Genomic DNA, 18604 nt, shown 5'->3' with positions numbered 1-18604 from the left:
GACCCCCGGCACCCCCAGGTTTCTGGCTGGATCAGGGGGGCGCGTTAGATTGATCTCGTGCTTTCTCGTCTTACGCGCCCGTGGGCCGTTGCCGTCTGTGCTGTGCCGGTTGTGGCGTTGCTCGCCACCGCGGCCCTCTCGCCGTTGCCGTTCTCGCTGGCGCAGCCCGGGATGACGGCGGATGTGCTCGGTGAGTACAAGGGGACCCCGGTCATCACCATCTCGGGGGCGAAGGCGCGGGCGACGACCGGGCAGCTGCGGATGACGACGATCGAGGCGACCAACCCCGATGTGCGGATCTCGCTGCGGCAGGTCGTCGACGCGTGGTTCGCGACGGACCGGGCGGTGATGCCGCGCGACGCGGTGTACCCGAGCGGCAGCAGCACCAAGGAGATCGAGCAGCACAACACCGAGCAGATGACCCAGTCGCAGGACGCGGCGACCCACGCCGCCCTCGACTATCTCCACCTGGAGGACAAGGGCATCAAGGTCAGCCTCAAGCTGTCCGACGTCGGCGGGCCCAGCGCCGGGCTGATGTTCACCCTCGGGATCATCGACAAGCTCGACAGCTCCGGCGCCTCCCACGGCGGGCTCACCGGCGGCCGGGCCATCGCCGGGACCGGCACCATCGCCGACGACGGCACGGTCGGCGCCGTCGGCGGGGTGCCGTTGAAGACGATGGCCGCCCGGCGCGACGGCGCCACCGTCTTCCTGGTGCCGAAGGCCGAGTGCGCCGACGCCACCTCCGAACTGCCCAAGGGGCTGCGGCTGATCCCCGTCACCACCCTCAAGGGCGCGATCAGCTCCCTGCACGCCCTGGAGACCGGCAAGGGGAACGTTCCCGCCTGCTGACGTCAGCCGCCCTTGACGAAGCCCTCCTTCTTCATCCACTCCAGGGCCACGTCGTGCGGGTCCTGGCCGTCCACGTCGACCTTCGCGTTCAGGGTCTGCGCCACCGTGTTGTCGAGCTTCCTGGTGACCGGGTCGAGGACCGTCGCGATCGCCGGGTACTTTTTCAGGGCCGTGGAGTTGATCTCGGGCGCCGCGTTGTAGTTCGGGAAGAACTTCCGGTCGTCCGCCATCACCACCAGGTGCATCGACCTGATCCGCCCGTCGGTCGTGAACACCTCCCCGTACGTGCAACTCCCCTTCGCCGCCTGCGTGTAGATGATCCCGGTGTCCATCTGCGTGATGTTCTTCGCGGGCAGGTCCATCCCGTACGCCTTCTCCATGCCGGGCAGCCCGTCCGCCCGGTTGGCGAACTCGCTCTCCACGCACAGGGTCACCGCACCCGGGTCCTTCCCGGCCAGCGCCGCGACCTCGGAGAGCGTCTTCGTGCCGTACTTCTTGAAGTGGGCCTCGTTCATGGCGAGCGCGTACGTGTTGTTCAACGCGGACGGCGCCAGCCAGGTCAGGCCGTTCGCGCGGTCCGCGTCCCGCACCGCCGCCCACTGTTTCCCGGGGCTGACGATCGGCTTGCTGTGGCCCAGGTAGGTGATCCAGGCGGTGCCCGTGTACTCGTACATCCCGGCCGCCTCCCCGCTCTTGACGGCCTCGCGGGCCCCGACCGACCCCTGGATGCCGGTGCGGTCCAGGACGTCAGCGCCGGCCGCCTCGAAGGCGATCCCCATGATGGCGCCGAGGATCAGCTGTTCCGTGAACTCCTTTGAGGTGACGGTGAGATGAGCCCCCTTGAGCGGCAGCCCCGTGCCGATCGAGCCCGGCGTCACGTCGTCCACCATCGGGGAACCACTGGTCAGCCCACATCCCGACCCGGCCAGCAGGGAAAGGGCCACCAGGAGGGAGAGGGAGGGGAGTTGGGCCCGTTGCGCCCCGGTCCGCCGCACGCCGGCCCGTTTCGCGCCCGTCCGCTTCCCGTCCGTCCGCTTCCCGTCCGTCCACCCGGCATCCATGCCTCCGCTCATGTCGTCACCTCCAAACCCCGTGGGCGCAGCAGGAGTTCGGCGAGTGAGGCCAGCCAGTCGACCAGCAGGGCCAGGGACACCGTGAGGATCGAGCCGAGGACCAGCACCGGCATCCGCTGGTTGGTGATGCCGGTGGTGATCAGCACGCCGAGCCCGCCGCCCCCGCCGAACGTCGCCAACGTCGCCGTACCGACGTTCAGGACCAGGGCGGTGCGGACGCCGGCCAGGATCAGCGGGACGGCGAGGGGGAGTTCGACGCGGCCGAGGACGCCGAGGGGCGACATGCCGATGCCCCGGGCGGCCTCCAGGAGGGTCGGGTCGTTGGCGCGCAGTCCGGCGATGGTGTTCGACAGCACCGGCAGGACGGCGTAGATGATGATGCCGATCAGGGCGGCCTTCATGCCGGTGCCCAGCCAGATCACCAGCAGCGCCAACAGGCCGATGGCGGGCGTGGCTTGACCCATGTTGGCGAACGTCATCGCGACCGGGGTGGCCCGGCGGAACATGGCCCGGGTGAGCAGGATGCCCAGCGGGATCGCGATGATCAGCACGAAGAACGTGGAGATCACGGTGAGTTCGACATGCTGCCAAAGCGCCTTGGACACCTGCCCGTTGGAGAGGGCGTTCGTCGAGATCGCGTCCAGGTGCGCCTGCCGGAACCAGAGCCAGGTCGCCAGCAGCAGCGCCACCAGGAACACCGGCAGGAACGTCAGCCGCTGCCAGCTGATCCGGCGCCGGGGCCGTACCGGGGTCGGCGGGGGCGCCTCCGACTCGACCTCGCCCTCGTCGCGGAAGGCGAGCCCCTTGACCTCGTGCTCGCCGGGTGGCCGCCTCGGCGTCGGATCGCTCACTCGCCCGGCCCTCCCGCCGCACCCTCCTGCTCGGCCCGGGTCTGCTCGGCCCGCGCCTCCTCCAGCTCGTGCTGCGCCTCCATGGCCTCCAGCCGGTCCGCGTCGAGGAGTTCGTGCACGGAGTTCATCAGGGTCTCCATGTCGACGACGCCGGTGTACTCGCCGCGCCGCCCGGTCACCGCGACCCGGCCCGCGTTGTCGGTGAGGACCGCCTCCAGGGCGTCCCGCAGGGTGGCGTCCCGGGTCACCGTGTCGTGCACCAGCGTGCCCGCGCGGGCCAGCGAACCCCGCGCCCGCATCAGGTCGCCGCGCCTGAGCCACTTGTAGGGGCGGCGCCGTCTGTCGAGGAGCAGGATCTCGTTGGTGCCGCTCTCCCGCAGCCGATTGAAGATCGACTGGAGCGGGTCGTCGACGGTCACCGTCGGATAGTCGGTGATCTCGACGTCCCGCACCCGGGTGAGGTTCAGCCGCTTCAGGGCCGCGCCCGCGCCGACGAAACCGGAGACGAAGTCGTCCGCCGGGTTGGTGAGGATCGCCTCCGGGGTGTCGAACTGCGCGATGTGGGAACGTTCCCGCAGCACCGCGATCCGGTCGCCCAGCTTGATCGCCTCGTCGAAGTCGTGGGTGACGAAGACGATCGTCTTGTGCAGCTCGTGCTGGAGCCTGATCAGCTCGTCCTGAAGATGGTCGCGGGTGATCGGGTCGACGGCGCCGAACGGCTCGTCCATCAGCAGCACCGGCGGATCGGCCGCCAACGCCCGTGCCACGCCCACCCGTTGCTGCTGCCCGCCGGAGAGCTGGCGCGGATAACGGCCCCGGAACTCACCCGGGTCGAGCCCGACGAGGTCGAGCAGCTCCTCCACCCGGTTCCTGATCCGGGACGTCGACCAGCCGACCATCTTCGGCACCAGGCCGATGTTCTGCGCGACGGTCATGTGCGGGAAGAGACCGGCCGACTGGATGGCGTACCCGACCTTGCGGCGCAGCTTCACCGCGTCGATGCGGGTGACGTCCTCGTCGCCGATGCGGATGCGGCCGCTGGTCGGCTCGATCAGCCGGTTGATCATCTTGAGCGTCGTCGACTTGCCGCAGCCGGAGGGGCCGACGAAGACGACCAGTTCACCGGCCTTGATCTCCATGGTGACGCTGTCGACGGCCGGTTCGGGGCTGCCGGGGTAGCGCTTGGTGAGGTTCTCCAGCTCGATGGTGGCGCCGGTGGTGGGGCGCTCGGGCGGCTCGGGGGCCCGCCGTTCCGCCGGGAACGCGGCCGTCTCGGGTGTCTCAGGCACGAATCCCCCTGGGAATGGTCAGCCGGCCGAGCAGGACGTACGCGGCGTCGAACAGCAGCGCGAGGATGATGATCCCGACCGTGCCCGCGAGCACCTGGTTGAGCGCGTTCTTGCTGCCCAGGGAGGCGATGCCGCGGAAGATCTCGTTGCCGAGCCCGGGGCCCGAGGCGTAGGCGGCGATCGCCGCGATGCCCATCAGCATCTGCGTCGAGACCCGGATGCCGGTCAGGATCGGCGGCCACGCCAGCGGCAGCTCCACCCGCAGCAGCCGCATCGTGCGGGACATGCCGATGCCGCGCGCCGCGTCCACGAGCGACGGGTCGACGCCGCGCAGCCCGACGATCGCGTTGCGCACGATCGGCAGCAGCCCGTACAGGGTCAGCGCGATCACCGTGGGCGGCACGCCGAGCCCGACGATCGGGATCAGCAGGCCGATCATCGCGAGCGACGGGATGGTCAGGATCGTCGAGGTGGCGGTGGTGGCGAGGGTCCCGGCCCAGTCGCTGCGGTAGGTGACGACGCCGATCAGCACGCCGATCACGGTCGCCACGACCATGCACTGGAAGACGGCGCTGGCGTGTTGGTACGCGTCGGTGAGCAGCTGCTGATGGCGGTTGCCGAGATAGTCCCAGAAGTTCACACGCGCTCACCCCAGGGTGTGGTCGGCTACGTCCGGTCGGCGTCCTCCGCCGCCTGCTCCACCAGCGGGATGATCCGCAGCGGAACGGGGTTCTCCATCACGATCGCGGTGGCGGCCCGGACGATCCCATCAAAACCGACAACCCGGTCGATGACCCGCTGGAGATCGGCGTTGGACCGCGCCACGAGCCGGCACAGCATGTCGCCGCTGCCGGTGGTGGTGTGCAGTTCGAGCACCTCCGCAACGGTGGCCAAGTGGGCCCGCACGTCCGGCCCTTGGCCCTGCCGGATCTCCAGCGTGGCGAAGGCGGTGACCGGGTAGCCGAGGGCCGCCGGGTCGACCTGCGGACCGAACCCGCGGATGACTCCGTTCGACTGAAGCCGGTCCAGGCGTGCCTGCGCCGTGCCCCGCGCCACCCCCAGCCGCCGGGACATCTCCAGGACCCCGATCCGCGGCTCCCGCGCCAGCAGCACGATGATCCGCCCGTCCAGCCCGTCGATCCCCACAGCACCCCTCCGGTCATGGTCACGCGTTGACTGTCCATGGTCATCCTGTACAGAGAGGGCGGGAACTCCCTCCTCTTGCTGTACAGAATGCTCCATGAAAACGTGAACTGTTGCGCACCTTGCGAAGCGGCCACACGCTGGTCGTATGACGCAGACCACACAGCACGCTCCCGACGCGACCGCCCGGCAGGCCGACCCCTTCCCGGTCAAGGGAATGGACGCGGTCGTCTTCGCCGTCGGCAACGCCAAGCAGGCGGCGCACTACTACTCCACCGCCTTCGGCATGACCCTGGTCGCGTACGCGGGCCCGGAGAACGGCAGCCGCGAGACCGCCAGCTACGTCCTGGAGAACGGCTCCGCGCGCTTCGTTCTCACCTCCGTCATCCGCCCCGCCACCCCCTGGGGCGAGTTCCTGGCCCGGCACGTCGCCGAGCACGGTGACGGGGTCGTCGACCTCGCCCTGGAGGTCCCGGACGCCCGCCGCGCGTTCGCCTACGCCGTCGCGCACGGGGCGCGGGCGCTGACCGAGCCGCACGAGGTGACCGACGCGCACGGGACCGTCGTTCTCGCCGCGATCGCCACGTACGGCGAGACCCGGCACACGCTGGTCGAGCGCACCGGCTACACCGGGCCCTACCTGCCCGGATACGACGCCGCCGAGCCGCTCTCCGCCGCGCCCGGCCGCCGTACCTTCCAGGCCATCGACCACTGTGTGGGCAACGTCGAACTCGGCCGGATGAACGAGTGGGTCGACTTCTACCACCGGGTCATGGGCTTCACGAACATGAAGGAGTTCGTCGGCGACGACATCGCCACCGAGTACAGCGCGCTGATGTCGAAGGTCGTCGCCGACGGGACGCGGAAGGTGAAGTTCCCGATCAACGAACCGGCCGTCGCCAAGCGGAAGTCGCAGATCGACGAGTATCTGGAGTTCTACGGGGGTGCGGGGGTTCAGCACATCGCGCTCAACACGAACGACATCGTGGCCACGGTGCGGGCCATGCGGGACGCGGGGGTGCGGTTCCTCGACACCCCCGACTCCTACTACGACACCCTCGGGGAGTGGGTGGGGGAGACTCGGGTGCCGCTCGACACGTTGCGGGAGTTGAGGATTCTCGCCGATCGGGACGAGGACGGGTATCTGTTGCAGATCTTCACCAAGCCGGTGCAGGACCGGCCTACCGTGTTCTTCGAACTCATCGAGCGGCATGGGTCGTTGGGGTTCGGCAAGGGGAACTTCAAGGCGTTGTTCGAGGCGATCGAGCGGGAGCAGGAGCTTCGGGGCAACTTGTAGTCGCCGGTTCCCTGTCCTGGGGGAGGAGGGGAGGGGTTCGTTCTCGGGTGCGGCGCCGTCGTGGCTGGTCGCGCCCGCGCGGCGGAGCCGCAGATCGATACAGCCCCGCGCCCCTTAAAGGCAGGCGGTTGCCCGGCCCGGCGTTGCAACGTTCCGGTTTCCTGTGCAGGAGCCGTGAGTCCGGTGTCGGTCGGGTCAAAGGGCCTTCTGTTGGCGGGGGTTGCGGGTATCAAGGCCTATGGATGTCCGTGGGACTTGTGGGGGTGGGTTGTGGTGGGGGCTATTGATCTGGGGGTGGCGGCTGAGCGGTGGTTGTGGAAGGAAGGGTCGCTGAAGGAGCCGACGGTGCTTCAGTCGTTCGCCTTCGACGAGGTGCACCGGAATCTGTACGCCCTTCAGCTCACCAGGACCGGGCAGGCGGCCGGGGACCTCTGCCTCAACAGGCTTGACTACCAAGGGGCGTTCCTGGGCCACATGTACCTGCGCGGCTTCGGGCACGGCGTCAGCGTCGGGGTGCAGAACGAGTCCGACGGCAGCGTCTGGATCTGGACCGAGGCCGCTGCCCGCAGCGGTTACGGGCAGGGCGTCACCCGGTTCCACTTCTTCGACGGGGCCGTCCGCACCGGCGCCGACGTGGCGATCCGGTACCCGATCCCCGGGTCGACCAACAACCAGCCGACGGTGTGCATGGAGTCCCGTCGGCTCGCCGTGCGGTACCGGATCAAGGGCGTGCCCCGGTACCGGATCTGGGACCTGGACGCCTTCGTGGCCCGCGACTACGCCGACCCGGTCGCCGACATCGCGCAGACCGGCGCCCACCCGGACCCCGACGTGCCCTTCCAGGGGTACGCCCTGCACGGCGACTTCCTCTACCAGGTCGCCGGGTCCGCCTACGCCACCGGCACCAACCCCCCTGCCGGGCACGGCAATACGTATCTGTCGTGCCTCGACATCACGACCGGCGCCCTGCTCCAGCGCAGCCGCACGGAGGCCGGGTACTCGCTGACGTTCCGGGAACCGGAGGGGCTCGCGGTCCGGCGGTCCCCGACGCCGACGCTCTGCCTGGGGCTCGCCTCGGGCGAGGAGGGCGCCCGCAAGTTCTCGGTGTACACCAAGAACTCATAGACGCCGTAAGGGAGTTACGCGGTCGGGGCGGGCGTTCCGGTCGGGAGCGGTTCGTCGGGGACCTCGCCCAGGGACGCCAACGCCGCTTTCGCCAGCGGGACTCGGAGCGGCGAGAAGTGCGGGTTCACGCGCAACGCGTCCTGGAGATGCCGACGCGCGGGACCGTACCGTTCCAACTCCCGCTCGATCAGGCCCCGGTGGAACGCGAACAGCGCGCTGCGCACCCCACCCCCGTGCGCCTTGTCGGTCGCCGCCGTCGCGAACCGCAGCGCCTCCTTGTCGTCGCCGGTGCGGTGCAGCGCCCAGCCGAGCGCGTCGGCCACCTCGATCCCCGGCTGCCTGCGCCACTCCGCCCGCAACCGGCGTACCGCGGACGCCGGATCACCGTGGTCGGCCTCGAACACCCCGAGGACCAGCTCGTCGTCGACCCCGCCCGCCGCGTCGGCCCGCACCCGCGCCCGCAACAGGTCGTACTGCACCTTCGCGGCCTGCCCGAGCCCCAACGACTCGTACAGTTCGCCCAGTTCGAGCGCGTACTGCGGGCACGGCTGACCGTCCAGGGCCACCCGGTAGGCGTTCAGGGCGTCGGTCGTGCGGCCCAGGGACGCCAGCGCCCGGCCCTGCCCGGCCTGCGCCGCCCGCTGGTCGGGATCGAGCCGGACGGCCTCCTGGAAGTGGCGCAGCGCGTCCTCCCGTTCACCGCGCTCCCAGGCCAACTGGCCCGAACGTTCCAGCCAGGCGGCCTGTTCGGCCGGGGTGGTGGCACCGGCGGCCGCGTCCGCGAGGTTGGCCGCCGCGTCCTCCCGCCAGCCCTTGTCCCGGTAGACCCAACCGGTGCGGGCCAGCACCGTGGGCCCGGAGCGCAGCTCGGTCAGCTTCTCCAGGACACGCCCGGTCGCCTTGTAGTCGTTCAGCCCGGTGTACGCGTCCAGCAGCAGCGGATACGTCGTCCAGCGCTTCGGCGCCGCCTTCAGCGCGGCCTCGCCCCAGGTGCGGGCGGCGCGGAAGTCCCGGCGGGCGTTGGCCAGCGCGGCCAGCGCGCCGAGCGCGTCGACGTTGGCCTTCGGGCGGGCCTTCAGCGAGGTGCGCAGGGCCTGCTCGGCGCGCGGATAGTAGGTGGCGTCGGCGGTCCTGCGGCCCTGTTCGACGTAGGCGGCGCCCAGCACGGCCCAGGAGCGGGCGTCGGCCGGATGCTCACGGACGGCGGCCTCCCGTTGCCCGATCAGCACCGCGAGGTCGGGCAGCGCGGCCGGTACCCCGAAGGTGACGGCGGCCAGCGCCTGCGCCCCCGGCGCCGGAGCGGGCGGCTGTTCCGGGGCGTCCTCGGTGGGCCAGAACCAGACACCGGCCCCGGCGAGCAGGGCCACGACGACCCCGGTGACCAGCCGGCGGGCGCCGCGCCGACGCCGTTTCCCGCCCTCCTTGAGGCCGGCCGCCTGGCCCCCTTCCCACACGTCCCTGCGGGCCGTCGCCAGGGGATTCCGCTCGTTCTCCATGCCGATCACTGTGCGTCAATAGGACGAGCTACCCGGGCATACCGCAGTCGGCGCAGACGGGGTTCACACCGATGGCCCCGGGTGCGACGCTGTGATCATGAGCCGCATCGAAGCGCCCCGTGACGAGCACACCGGCGATCTCGTCGGCCGGCTGCTCACCGGACTGCCCGCCGAGGCCGTGCTGACCGACCCGGACGTCACCGCCTCCTACGCCCACGACATGGCGAGCTTCTGCCCGGCCGGTGCCCCCGCCGCCGTCGTGCTGCCCCGCACCGTCGAACAGGTCCAGCACGTCCTGCGCGTCGCCACCGAGCTGCGCGTGCCCGTCGTCCCGCAGGGCGCCCGCACCGGACTGTCCGGCGCCGCCAACGCCACCGACGGCTGCGTCGTCCTCTCCCTCACCAAGATGGACCGCATCCTGGAGATCGACCCGGTCGACCGCATCGCCGTCGTCGAACCCGGCGTCGTCAACGCCGCCCTCTCCCGCGCCGTCGCCGCGCACGGCCTCACCTACCCGCCCGATCCCTCCAGTTGGGAGATGTGCACGATCGGCGGCAACATCGGCACCGCGTCCGGCGGCCTGTGCTGCGTCAAGTACGGGGTCACCGCCGAGTACGTCCTCGGCCTCGACGTCGTCCTCGCCGACGGCCGCCTGCTGTCCACCGGCCGCCGCACCGCCAAGGGCGTCGCCGGGTACGACCTCACCCGCCTGTTCGTCGGCTCCGAGGGCACCCTCGGCATCGTCGTCCGCGCGGTCCTCGCGCTGAAGCCGCAGCCGCCCCGACAGCTGGTGCTGGCCGCCGAGTTCGCGTCGACGGCGGCCGCCTGCGACGCCGTCTGCCGGATCATGGCCGGCGGTCATGTCCCCTCCCTCCTCGAACTGATGGACCGCCCCACCGTCAAGGCCGTCAACGCCCTGACCCGCATGGGCCTGCCCGAGACCACCGAGGCCCTGCTGCTCGCCGCGTTCGACACCCCGGACCCGGCCGCCGACCTGGCCGCCGTCGGCGCGCTCTGCGAGGCCGCCGGGGCCACCGCCGTGGTGCCCGCCGACGACCCCGCCGAGTCCGAACTCCTGCTCCAGGCACGGCGATCGGCCCTGCCCGCACTGGAGGCGGTGAAGGGCACCACGATGATCGACGACGTGTGCGTGCCCCGTTCCCGGCTCGGCGACCTGCTCGACGGCATCGAGCGGATCGCCGAGAAGTACCGCCTCACCATCGGCGTCTGCGCCCACGCGGGCGACGGCAACACCCACCCCACCGTCTGCTTCGACGCCGCCGACCCCGACGAGTCCCGGCGGGCCCGTGAGTCGTTCGACGAGATCATGGGCCTCGGCCTGGAACTCGGCGGCACGATCACCGGTGAGCACGGGGTGGGCGTGCTGAAGAAGGAGTGGCTGGCGCGGGAGATCGGCCCCGTCGCCCTCGACCTCCAACGCCAGCTCAAACACGTCTTCGACCCCCTCGGCCTCCTCAACCCGGGCAAGGTCCTCTGACGCCAGCGGCCCGGCGGGGCGGCCGGTGGCCCTGACAGGGTTCCCCTGACATCCCGGCGGGGCGGCCGGTGACCCTGACAGGGTGACCCGTAACCCCGGTGGGGCGTCGGGAACGTCCCCTAGGGGTGCCGTCACTGGGCGAGCAGCTGGTCGAGCGCGTCGTCGATGCCCAGCTGCTCGGCCTCGGTCCCCGGGGGCACCACCCGCAACGTCCGCTCCAGCCACGCCGACACCTGCGCCGAGGGCGCTTCGAGCAGCGCGTCACCGTCCGGCGAACTCAGCGCCATCAGCACCACACTCCGCCCCTCCGCCTTCGTCGGCCACACCCGCACGTCCCCGTGTCCGCAGGGCCGGAACACCCCCTCGATCAGCAGTTCCCTGGAGAACGTCCAGTGCACCGGATGCTCGGAGTTGATGTGGAAGGCGATGTGCACGGCGTACGGGTCGTCGGTGCGGTACCCGAGCAGCGCGGGCACCGGAATGCTCCGCTCCGGCGCCAGGATGAGCCGCAGCTCCAGTTCACGTTCCACCACGGTGTAGGGCATGACGGGTGTCCTCTCTCCAGATCTCTCACGCGTCCCCGAGCCCCTAGGGGAGGCCCGTACCTGGAGAGACAGCGGTCGGCGCCGACCATTACGCGGGTTCCCGAAGATTTTTTCCGTACGTGTGAATCCGGTGCACGAGGTTGCCCGAAAGGGGTGGGTACGGCGGGAGAGGCGGTGCCGGTCGCACCGGTCTGATAGATGTGGAGCCCCCATAAAGACCCCCGAGCAGATACGGGACGACGGACATGAGCGCCCCAACCCCGGCCCCCGGTGACGACAGGCCCCGCGAGGGGTACTACCCGGACCCGTCCATTCCTGGATACGTCCGCTACTGGAACGGCGCGTCCTGGGTCCCCGGCACCAGCCGCCCGGCCCCGGCGGGCGGCGAGACCCTGCCCCCGCCGCCGGGCTCGTCCCCCGAGCCCGGCTGGCCCCCGGGGCAGTCCAACGCGCCCGCGCGGCACCCCGGTTCGGCAACGGCGGCGCAGGCGCCCGGCACGCCCACCGGTGCGCCGCCCGCCTCCGTCGAGGTGACCGGGCCGCACTTCTTCGACGAGGACCCCGACGCCGGTGTCCCGTCGCAGGCCGGTGACGCCCAGCGCGGCAGCCGGCCCGAGCCCGCGACCGCGTGGGGCGCCGACCGGTCCCGGCAGGCCGGGTTCGGCGCCGACCCCGATCACCGGGTCTCCTGGGGGTCCCCGCCCGGCGCCGACCCGCGCCGCCCGGCCGAGACCCCGGCCGGGCCGCAGACCCCGGCCCCTGCGCAGACCCCGGCGCCCGAACCGCCGCCGTCCGACGGCACGTTCGTCTTCCGCCGCCCCGCGACCGGCCAACCGGCGCCCGCCGAAGGGCCCGGCGCGGACCAGGGCACGATGACGTTCCGCGCGGTGCCTCCGCGCGCCGACCAACAGCCGGGCGCGCAGGGCGGGTTCGGCCCGACGCCGCCCGCCGCCTCGGGCCCGGGCTTCGGTGCCGGGAAGGCGGCGGCCGACCGCGCGGCAGCGGCCCAGGCGCAGGCCCAGCCCCTGCCGACCCAGACCCCGCCCCCAACTCCCGCCCCCGCAGCGGCGGTTCCGCCCCAGGCCGCAGTTCCGCCCCCGGCTGCGATGTCCGGCGGTCCCGGTGGCGGCCAGCACTCCTGGGCGCAGCAGGTCCACCAACTCGCCGGTGCCGGTGACGAGTCGCCCGTCGTGCCCTGGAAGCAGCCGCCCGCCGAGGACATCTTCCAGGCGGCGGCCCGGCGGCAGGCGGCGGCCCGCCCCGCGTCCCTCGTCAAACGGCTGGTGGCGCGGCTCCTGGACACCCTCGTCCTCGGCGCCGTCACCGCGCTGGCCGCCGTTCCGCTGGGCGCCAGGGCGATGGCCCACGTCGACGAGAAGATCGAGGAGGCCAGGCTCTCCGGCGAGACCGTCACGGTCTGGTTCCTCGACGGCACGACCACGCTCTACCTGGGCATCGTCGTGGCCGTCCTGCTCCTGACCGGCGTCCTGTACGAGGCCCTGCCCACCGCGAAGTGGGGCCGCACCCTCGGCAAGAAGCTGCTCGGCCTGGAGGTCCGCGACATCGAGGGCCACGAGCCCCCGTCCTTCGGGGCGGCCGTACGCCGCTGGCTCGTCTACAGCGTGCCGGGCCTGCTGGGCATCGGCGTGGTCGGCGCCGCCTGGTGCCTCTTCGACCGACCGTGGCACCAGTGCTGGCACGACAAGGCAGCGCACACCTTCGTTGCGGAGTAGGGGAGTTGGGGGGTTGGCGAGCAGGAGGGGCTGAGGAACTGGGGAGTTGGGGGCGGGGAGCAGGGGGCTCGCGTCCCGCGCCGCCGGCCCGGGCGCTCGGGGATCGGCACTCGGCGCCCCGACCGGTCCCTGATCCCGGGCCCCTGCTCCCCGACCCCGGTCAAGCCGTGCCAGGGGCCTCGCTCCTTTGGGTGTTCCGTCCGCTTTGCCCTTCCTTGGGGCCCTCCTGGGCCGACAGAATTCTGGTGGTCCCGGAGGGGCAACAGCCGCTCCCGGACCCCGAGTTCTTCTCAGGAGGTCTGCATGCAGCGCAGTCTGATCACCGCACTCGCGGGAGCCGTCCTGTCCCTCGCGGCCATCGCCCCGGCCGCCGCCAACAACATCCGCTACTTCGCCTACGAGGACCCGGCCCACACGGGCGTGGCCAAGGTGGTGAACATGGTCGACCGCGCTCCTCAGCACACCGACGAGGCCCAGTGGGGCGTGTGCAAGCGCCTCACCATCGGCCGGGACTTCATCAACGACACCGGCGGCACGGTGTTCCTCTACGAGGACGAGGGCTGTGCGGGATCGCCCAAGCACCGGCTCGACGACACCGAAGAGGTCGTCAACATGCCCAGCAAGTCGATCAAGTCGGTGAAGGTCATCCTGACGCCGTAGCGGCCCGGCCGACTCCCGGCCCCTTCGGCCGCGACCCGGCCGCCGTCGACGAACGGCGGCCGGGTCTCCGTGGTCGTTCGTCCCCCGACGCCACCGCCCCGAGGAGGGCACCATGCGCCCCTGGTCGACCGCCCTGGCCACCGTCGCGCTCCTGCTGGCCGCCGCCGCCCCGGCCGCCGCGGACAACATCCACTTCTACGTCTACGAAGACCCCGGCCAACCGGGCCGCGCCCGCGTGATGACCGTCGTCAAGGACTACCCCGCCCCCTCGGAGCAGCAGATCGGGACGTGCCGGAACGTCCACGGCACCGGGGATCTCGTCAACCACACCGACAACGTGCTGTACCTCTACGCCCTCCCGAACTGCGGGACGACGGCACAGTTCCCGGCCCGAAGGATCAACGACGGTGAGCGCGTTCCGGACGCCGCGTTCCAGTCCGTCCACGTCGGACAGCTCGTGCCGCCGGGTTCGTGAGGCGGGGCCCGGCGGGGTAGGCCGGGTCCGGCGGGGCAGGCAGGGCAAGCCGGGGTCCGGCGGGGCAGGCGGGGACCGACGGGGCCGTTTCCTCCCTCCTGAGTCCCCTCCCCCTTCCTGAGTCGCTCCCCGCGTCCCCCGGACGGCCGCTCGCCGGATGCGGAGCGTGGGGGATCGCGGTCGACTCGGGCCATGAGCAGCCAACCGCCCCCCGGCTCCGGCGGGACCCCGGATGACGACCCGTTCAGGAAGCAGCCCCCGTCCTACGGCGACTCCTCGCAGGGCGGCAACCCTTACGGGTCCGGGCCCCAGGGCGGCGGCAGCCCCTACGGGCAACCCCCGGAGGGCGCCCCGTACGGGAACGACCCTTACGGGAACAGCCCCTACGGGAACGACCCCTACGGGGGCGGCGGGCCCGGGGGCGGCGGGCCTGGCGGCGGTCCCGGTGGACCCGGCGGGCCCGGTGGGCCGTTTCCCGGTGAGGGGGACCCGCTCGCCGGGATGCCCCCGCTGGCGGAGAGCGGCAGGCGCACGCTCGCGCGGATCATCGACCTGATCCTCGTCGGGATCGTCGTCTGGCTGGTGACGTGGCCGCTCGGGGCGCACCAGTACAACGTCGGCGGCACGGTCACCTACGGGAAGTCCCTGGTGCAGTCGGTGATCGCCGCCGTTCTCTACATCGGCTACGACACCGTCATGATCAGCCGCACCGGGCAGACCCTGGGCAAGAAGTGGCTGAAGATGCGGGTCGCCAACCTCGACAACGGCGCCACGCCCTCCGTGCAGACCAACCTGATCCGCGCGGCGGTGCTGTGGATTCCGTTCGCCTTCTGCTGTGCCTGCATCTGGACGGCGATCTGCGGCGGCTGGAGCTTCTTCGACAAGCCCTACAAGCAGGGCCTGCACGACAAGGCCGCCAAGACCGTCGTCGTCAGCACCACCGACTGAACCGGCGCCGGACGACGCCAGGGGCGCGGACGCGGCGCCATGACGTCATGGCGCCACGGGGTGCGGTGGTGACGAGGTCATGGCGTCATCGAGGCAGGGGTTCAGGAGGAGGTCGAACGGCCTGTCGCCGCCACTGGCACGGGCTGTTCGGCCTGTTGCCGTGCGGGCTGGGGGGCGGGTTCGGCTTCGGTCCGCTGCCGGGGCAGGGGCACCGTCATCGCGACGAGCAGCCCGAGCGCGAGCGCCGCGAGCGCGATGACCGCGACTCCGACACCGGAACTGGTCTCTGACAGCAGCAGCATGGCGAGCGTGGAGAGGACCACGGTGCAGGAACCGTAGACCAGCTGTGCGGCAGTCGGACGAGGCATGGCAATCGTGTCCTCGGAGATGGGGGTCACGGGGGCGTTTGACCTGGCTTGCCGCCAGAGTTCGGGGGCGTCCGCCAATCGACTCTAATCGCCTGCATGCCCGAGTGGGACCGCAAGTAAGCGTGACCTCAGTGACAGGACCGGAGCACGGGGGGCGCACAGAATCATGCCGCCCGCCCTCCGGGCAGGTGCGCGCGCCCGTTCGAACGGGGCCTGAGCTTCGTCACGTTACGGTCATGTGTCCGCAATGCGATCCCCGGTGCCCGTTAATGCACTTGATCTGTCCAAGTCAAGGTCTGTTTTTTCTTCTAAACCAGTAGTCAAATGGCGTCACTTGACTACACGCGTATACCGCGCGCGGACTTCCACCTCGGGACCCCCGATCCGCGCGGACGGACGCGTTAGGGGAGGACATCAAGTGACCAGTAGATCCTGGACGTTCAGAGCAGCGGCGACGGTCGTCGCGCTCGCCGCCGCGTCGGCGACGTTCACCACCTTCGCCGTGGCGCAGGCGGCCGAAGGCCCGGCGTCGGCACCGGCGTCGGACCAGCACGACCCCCAGCCCGCCAAGGCCAGGGAGCACGACTTCGACGGACCGCTGACCCGGACGCAGACCGCGCAGCGTGAAGAGGCGCTGCGCCAGGTCATATCCGGCAAGGCGGCGGTCAAGGACCGCGACGGCTCCAAGGTCGTCCAGCTCAAGGGCAAGAAGGGCGACAACAGCAAGTACGTCGAGCTGGGCCGCGAGAAGACCGACAAGATCTTCACGATCCTGGTCGAGTTCGGCGACGAGGTCGACAGCCGCTACGGCGGCACGGCGGGCCCGCTGCACAACCAGATAGCCGCGCCGGACCGGAGTACGGACAACTCGACGGACTGGAAGGCCGATTACAACCAGGCCCACTACCAGGACCTCTACTTCGGCACCGGCGCGAACACCGAGTCCCTGAAGAAGTACTACGAGAAGCAGTCCTCGGGCCGCTACTCGGTCGACGGCCAGGTCACCGACTGGGTCAAGGTCCCCTACAACGAGGCCCGTTACGGCTCCAACGACGCCGCGACCGGCGCCTGGTACGCCGTTCAGGACGGCGTCAACGCGTGGGTCGCCGATCAGGAGGCGGCCGGCAAGTCCGCCGCCGAGATCAAGGAGACGCTGGCCGGCTACGACCAGTGGGACCGCTACGACTACGACGGCGACGGCGACTTCAACGAGCCGGACGGCTACATCGACCACTTCCAGATCGTGCACGCCGGTGAGGACGAGTCCGCCGGCGGCGGCGCGCAGGGCGAGGACGCCATCTGGGCGCACCGCTGGTACGCGTTCGGCACCGACGCCGGTTCGACCGGCCCGGACACCAACAAGCTCGGCGGCACCCAGATCGGTGACACCGGCATCTGGGTCGGCGACTACACCATCCAGCCGGAGAACGGCGGACTCGGCGTCTTCGCCCACGAGTACGGCCACGACCTCGGTCTGCCGGACGAGTACGACACCTCCGGCGGCGGCGAGAACTCCACCGGCTTCTGGACGTTGATGTCCTCCGGTTCCTGGCTCGGCACCGGCAAGGAGTCGATCGGCGACCTGCCGGGCGACATGAACTCCTGGGACAAGCTCCAACTGGGCTGGCTGGACTACGACGTTGCCCAGGCGGGCGTGAAGTCCTCGCACAAGCTGGGCGTCGCGGAGTACAACACCAAGAACCCGCAGGCCCTGGTGGTGACGCTGCCGGACAAGGAGGTCACCCAGGAGATCGTGACCCCGGCCGAGGGCGCCTCCCAGTGGTGGAGCGGCAGCGGCAACGACCTGAAGAACACGCTGACCCGGAGCGTCGACCTCACCGGCACGTCGTCCGCGAGCCTCAGCCTGGACGCCTGGTGGGACATCGAGCAGGACTACGACTTCCTGTACACCGAGGTCTCCACCGACGGCGCCAACTGGACGCCGCTGGACGGGACTCTGGCCGACGGCACCGCCATCCCGCGCGACGGCAGCGACAAGCCGACCCTCACCGGTTCGGTCGACGCCTACCAGAAGCTGACGTTCCCGCTCGACGCGTACGCCGGTAAGAACATCCAACTCCGGTTCCGTTACGCCACGGACGGCGGGCTGGCGCTGAAGGGCTTCACGGCCGACGAGATCACGGTGACCGCCGACGGCGCGACCGTCTTCTCCGACAACGCCGAGACGGCGGACGCCGGTTGGACCGCGAGCGGGTTCTCCCGCATCGGCGCGGCCATCACCGACGACTACCCGCAGTACTACCTCGCGGAGAACCGTCAGTACGTGTCCTACGACAAGGTCCTCAAGACCGGTCCGTACAACTTCGGTTCGGCCGCCCGTCCCGACTGGGTCGAGCACTACGCCTACCAGAACGGCCTGTTGATCTGGAAGTGGGACACCTCGCAGGCGGACGACAACACCAGCGAGCACCCGGGCGTCGGTCAGATCCTTCCCGTCGACGCGCACCCGGACATCCTGAAGTGGACCGACGGCACCCTGATGCGCAACCGCGTGCAGGCCTACGACTCGACCTTCAGCCGGTACCCGACGGACGCGATCACGCTCCACAAGTCGGACGTCGCGACGAAGATCAAGTCCCGTGCCGGGGTGCCGGTCTTCGACGACGGCCGGTCGACGTACTACGACTCGGCCAACCCGCTCGCCGGCGTCAAGATCACTGACACCAACACCTCCATCAAGATCACGAACGAGCCGTTGGACGGCTCCACGATCAGCCTGAAGGTTGGACCGTCATCGAAGTAATGACGTTTTAGCAGGTCAGACGCGTATCGGCGGCAACCCCTTGGCGGGTCGCCGCCGATCGTGTTTAGGTGCGTCCTGTGACTTCCTTATTGACACCGACGCACACGGGGGTGTGACCGCATGGCCGCAGGAGGCTTCTGCAAGCTGCCGACCGGCAGTGTCGTGGTGGCGATGAATCTGCCCAGTCCGGTCGCCGACGGCACCGGTGTCCGGGTGCTGGTGCACGCCCACAACCGGGCGCGGGCGCTGACGCGGCTGCGGAATCTGGGGTTGCGGGCGGTGTATCTGCGCGGGAATGCCGCGCCGCCTACGCCGGATGAGATCACTGCGGTTCTGCATCATCCGGACGGGTTGATATGGCGGGGGTCTGGGGACGCCCCGCTGGCGAAGGGGGTCACGGCTACGGAGCTGTGGCATCCGATCCGGGCGTTGCCTCGGGGGCCGGTGGTTCGGTTGTAGGTGGGCCGGTGGGCCGGTGGGCCGGTGG

At 70.7% G+C, this 18604-nt stretch carries 18 protein-coding genes; 10 read left to right on the top strand and 8 right to left on the bottom strand.

All coding sequences use genetic code 11. The annotated features are described in order from the left end of the window. Positions 1 to 57: 57 nt before the first annotated feature. Positions 58 to 852, top strand: a complete 795-nt coding sequence (locus ACIQOU_RS30970) for a S16 family serine protease (protein ID WP_401542003.1) — start codon at positions 58 to 60, stop codon at positions 850 to 852. Positions 853 to 854: 2 nt separating this feature from the next. Here ACIQOU_RS30970 and ACIQOU_RS30965 read toward each other — a convergent pair whose 3' ends face one another. The 5 genes from ACIQOU_RS30965 to ACIQOU_RS30945 form a co-directional block, all read right to left on the bottom strand. Continuing rightward, positions 855 to 1742, bottom strand: a complete 888-nt coding sequence (locus tag ACIQOU_RS30965; protein WP_401542201.1) for a glycine betaine ABC transporter substrate-binding protein — start codon at positions 1740 to 1742, stop codon at positions 855 to 857. A gap of 179 nt (positions 1743 to 1921) precedes the next feature. Continuing rightward, entirely contained in the window at positions 1922 to 2776 is an 855-nt protein-coding gene (locus tag ACIQOU_RS30960; RefSeq protein WP_401542000.1) for an ABC transporter permease, read from the bottom strand. Further along, positions 2773 to 4065, bottom strand: a complete 1293-nt coding sequence (locus ACIQOU_RS30955) for a betaine/proline/choline family ABC transporter ATP-binding protein (protein WP_401541997.1) — start codon at positions 4063 to 4065, stop codon at positions 2773 to 2775. Before ACIQOU_RS30955 ends, ACIQOU_RS30960 begins: the two co-directional genes overlap by 4 nt. Next, positions 4058 to 4705 (bottom strand): ABC transporter permease, encoded by a 648-nt coding sequence (locus ACIQOU_RS30950; RefSeq protein WP_401541994.1) that lies wholly within the window; start codon positions 4703 to 4705, stop codon positions 4058 to 4060. Before ACIQOU_RS30950 ends, ACIQOU_RS30955 begins: the two co-directional genes overlap by 8 nt. Positions 4706 to 4731: 26 nt before the next feature. Next, on the bottom strand, positions 4732 to 5211 hold the full coding sequence (locus ACIQOU_RS30945) for an Lrp/AsnC family transcriptional regulator (protein ID WP_401541992.1): 480 nt from the start codon (positions 5209 to 5211) through the stop codon (positions 4732 to 4734). Between the two features lie 145 nt (positions 5212 to 5356). Between ACIQOU_RS30945 and hppD the strand changes: the two genes are divergently transcribed. Both hppD and ACIQOU_RS30935 read left to right on the top strand, forming a co-directional pair. Beyond that, positions 5357 to 6505, top strand: a complete 1149-nt coding sequence (gene hppD, locus ACIQOU_RS30940) for a 4-hydroxyphenylpyruvate dioxygenase (RefSeq protein ID WP_401541990.1) — start codon at positions 5357 to 5359, stop codon at positions 6503 to 6505. Between the two features lie 345 nt (positions 6506 to 6850). After that, positions 6851 to 7630 carry a Teichoic acid biosynthesis protein C (Precursor) gene (locus ACIQOU_RS30935; protein WP_401541987.1) on the top strand — a complete coding sequence of 260 codons (780 nt, stop codon included), beginning with the start codon at positions 6851 to 6853 and terminating at the stop codon, positions 7628 to 7630. 14 nt (positions 7631 to 7644) lie between these two features. Here ACIQOU_RS30935 and ACIQOU_RS30930 read toward each other — a convergent pair whose 3' ends face one another. Next, a complete protein-coding gene (locus tag ACIQOU_RS30930; RefSeq protein ID WP_401541985.1) occupies positions 7645 to 9126 on the bottom strand; it encodes a tetratricopeptide repeat protein in 1482 nt (493 codons plus the stop codon). Positions 9127 to 9217: 91 nt separating this feature from the next. Between ACIQOU_RS30930 and ACIQOU_RS30925 the strand changes: the two genes are divergently transcribed. Continuing rightward, a complete protein-coding gene (locus ACIQOU_RS30925) occupies positions 9218 to 10624 on the top strand; it encodes an FAD-binding oxidoreductase (RefSeq protein WP_401541982.1) in 1407 nt (468 codons plus the stop codon). 131 nt (positions 10625 to 10755) lie between these two features. Here ACIQOU_RS30925 and ACIQOU_RS30920 read toward each other — a convergent pair whose 3' ends face one another. Further along, positions 10756 to 11169, bottom strand: a complete 414-nt coding sequence (locus ACIQOU_RS30920; RefSeq protein ID WP_401541979.1) for an SsgA family sporulation/cell division regulator — start codon at positions 11167 to 11169, stop codon at positions 10756 to 10758. Positions 11170 to 11414: 245 nt separating this feature from the next. On the opposite strand from ACIQOU_RS30920, the gene ACIQOU_RS30915 reads away from it, so the two are divergent. The 4 genes from ACIQOU_RS30915 to ACIQOU_RS30900 all read left to right on the top strand — a co-directional run bounded on the left by ACIQOU_RS30915 (position 11415) and on the right by ACIQOU_RS30900 (position 14985). Next, positions 11415 to 12902 carry an RDD family protein gene (locus ACIQOU_RS30915; RefSeq protein WP_401541977.1) on the top strand — a complete coding sequence of 496 codons (1488 nt, stop codon included), beginning with the start codon at positions 11415 to 11417 and terminating at the stop codon, positions 12900 to 12902. A gap of 303 nt (positions 12903 to 13205) precedes the next feature. Next, entirely contained in the window at positions 13206 to 13562 is a 357-nt protein-coding gene (locus tag ACIQOU_RS30910; RefSeq protein WP_401541974.1) for a hypothetical protein, read from the top strand. 112 nt (positions 13563 to 13674) lie between these two features. After that, positions 13675 to 14037 carry a hypothetical protein gene (locus ACIQOU_RS30905; protein ID WP_401541972.1) on the top strand — a complete coding sequence of 121 codons (363 nt, stop codon included), beginning with the start codon at positions 13675 to 13677 and terminating at the stop codon, positions 14035 to 14037. Between the two features lie 192 nt (positions 14038 to 14229). Next, positions 14230 to 14985, top strand: a complete 756-nt coding sequence (locus ACIQOU_RS30900) for an RDD family protein (protein WP_401541969.1) — start codon at positions 14230 to 14232, stop codon at positions 14983 to 14985. Between the two features lie 101 nt (positions 14986 to 15086). Here the strand turns inward: ACIQOU_RS30900 and ACIQOU_RS30895 are convergent, their stop codons facing one another. Further along, positions 15087 to 15353: a hypothetical protein gene (locus tag ACIQOU_RS30895; RefSeq protein ID WP_401541967.1), complete on the bottom strand. Its 267-nt coding sequence runs from the start codon at positions 15351 to 15353 to the stop codon at positions 15087 to 15089. 418 nt (positions 15354 to 15771) lie between these two features. Between ACIQOU_RS30895 and ACIQOU_RS30890 the strand changes: the two genes are divergently transcribed. Then, positions 15772 to 18117 (top strand): immune inhibitor A domain-containing protein, encoded by a 2346-nt coding sequence (locus ACIQOU_RS30890; protein WP_401541965.1) that lies wholly within the window; start codon positions 15772 to 15774, stop codon positions 18115 to 18117. A gap of 120 nt (positions 18118 to 18237) precedes the next feature. Then, the gene (locus tag ACIQOU_RS30885) at positions 18238 to 18576 is read left to right on the top strand and encodes a hypothetical protein (protein WP_401541963.1); all 339 of its coding nucleotides are present in this window, start codon (positions 18238 to 18240) and stop codon (positions 18574 to 18576) included. The last annotated feature ends 28 nt before the right edge of the window (positions 18577 to 18604 follow it).

The sequence above is a fragment of the Streptomyces sp. NPDC091279 genome (assembly GCF_044757465.1).
In the GTDB taxonomy this organism is placed as follows: domain Bacteria; phylum Actinomycetota; class Actinomycetes; order Streptomycetales; family Streptomycetaceae; genus Streptomyces.
Note: the sequence above shows the minus strand (reverse complement) of the source record. Positions and strands in the feature narration are given on the sequence as shown.

What these genes read in the sequence shown, in the direction of transcription:
- ACIQOU_RS30905 (WP_401541972.1), top strand. Translation starts at nt 13,675, where the DNA reads ATGCGCCCCTGGTCGACCGCCCTGGCCACCGTCGCGCTCCTGCTGGCC.
- ACIQOU_RS30910 (WP_401541974.1), top strand. Translation starts at nt 13,206, where the DNA reads ATGCAGCGCAGTCTGATCACCGCACTCGCGGGAGCCGTCCTGTCCCTC.
- ACIQOU_RS30885 (WP_401541963.1), top strand. Translation starts at nt 18,238, where the DNA reads ATGGCCGCAGGAGGCTTCTGCAAGCTGCCGACCGGCAGTGTCGTGGTG.
- ACIQOU_RS30920 (WP_401541979.1), bottom strand. Translation starts at nt 11,169, where the DNA reads ATGCCCTACACCGTGGTGGAACGTGAACTGGAGCTGCGGCTCATCCTG.
- hppD (WP_401541990.1), top strand. Translation starts at nt 5,357, where the DNA reads ATGACGCAGACCACACAGCACGCTCCCGACGCGACCGCCCGGCAGGCC.
- ACIQOU_RS30900 (WP_401541969.1), top strand. Translation starts at nt 14,230, where the DNA reads ATGAGCAGCCAACCGCCCCCCGGCTCCGGCGGGACCCCGGATGACGAC.
- ACIQOU_RS30930 (WP_401541985.1), bottom strand. Translation starts at nt 9,126, where the DNA reads ATGGAGAACGAGCGGAATCCCCTGGCGACGGCCCGCAGGGACGTGTGG.
- ACIQOU_RS30965 (WP_401542201.1), bottom strand. Translation starts at nt 1,742, where the DNA reads ATGGTGGACGACGTGACGCCGGGCTCGATCGGCACGGGGCTGCCGCTC.
- ACIQOU_RS30895 (WP_401541967.1), bottom strand. Translation starts at nt 15,353, where the DNA reads ATGCCTCGTCCGACTGCCGCACAGCTGGTCTACGGTTCCTGCACCGTG.
- ACIQOU_RS30915 (WP_401541977.1), top strand. Translation starts at nt 11,415, where the DNA reads ATGAGCGCCCCAACCCCGGCCCCCGGTGACGACAGGCCCCGCGAGGGG.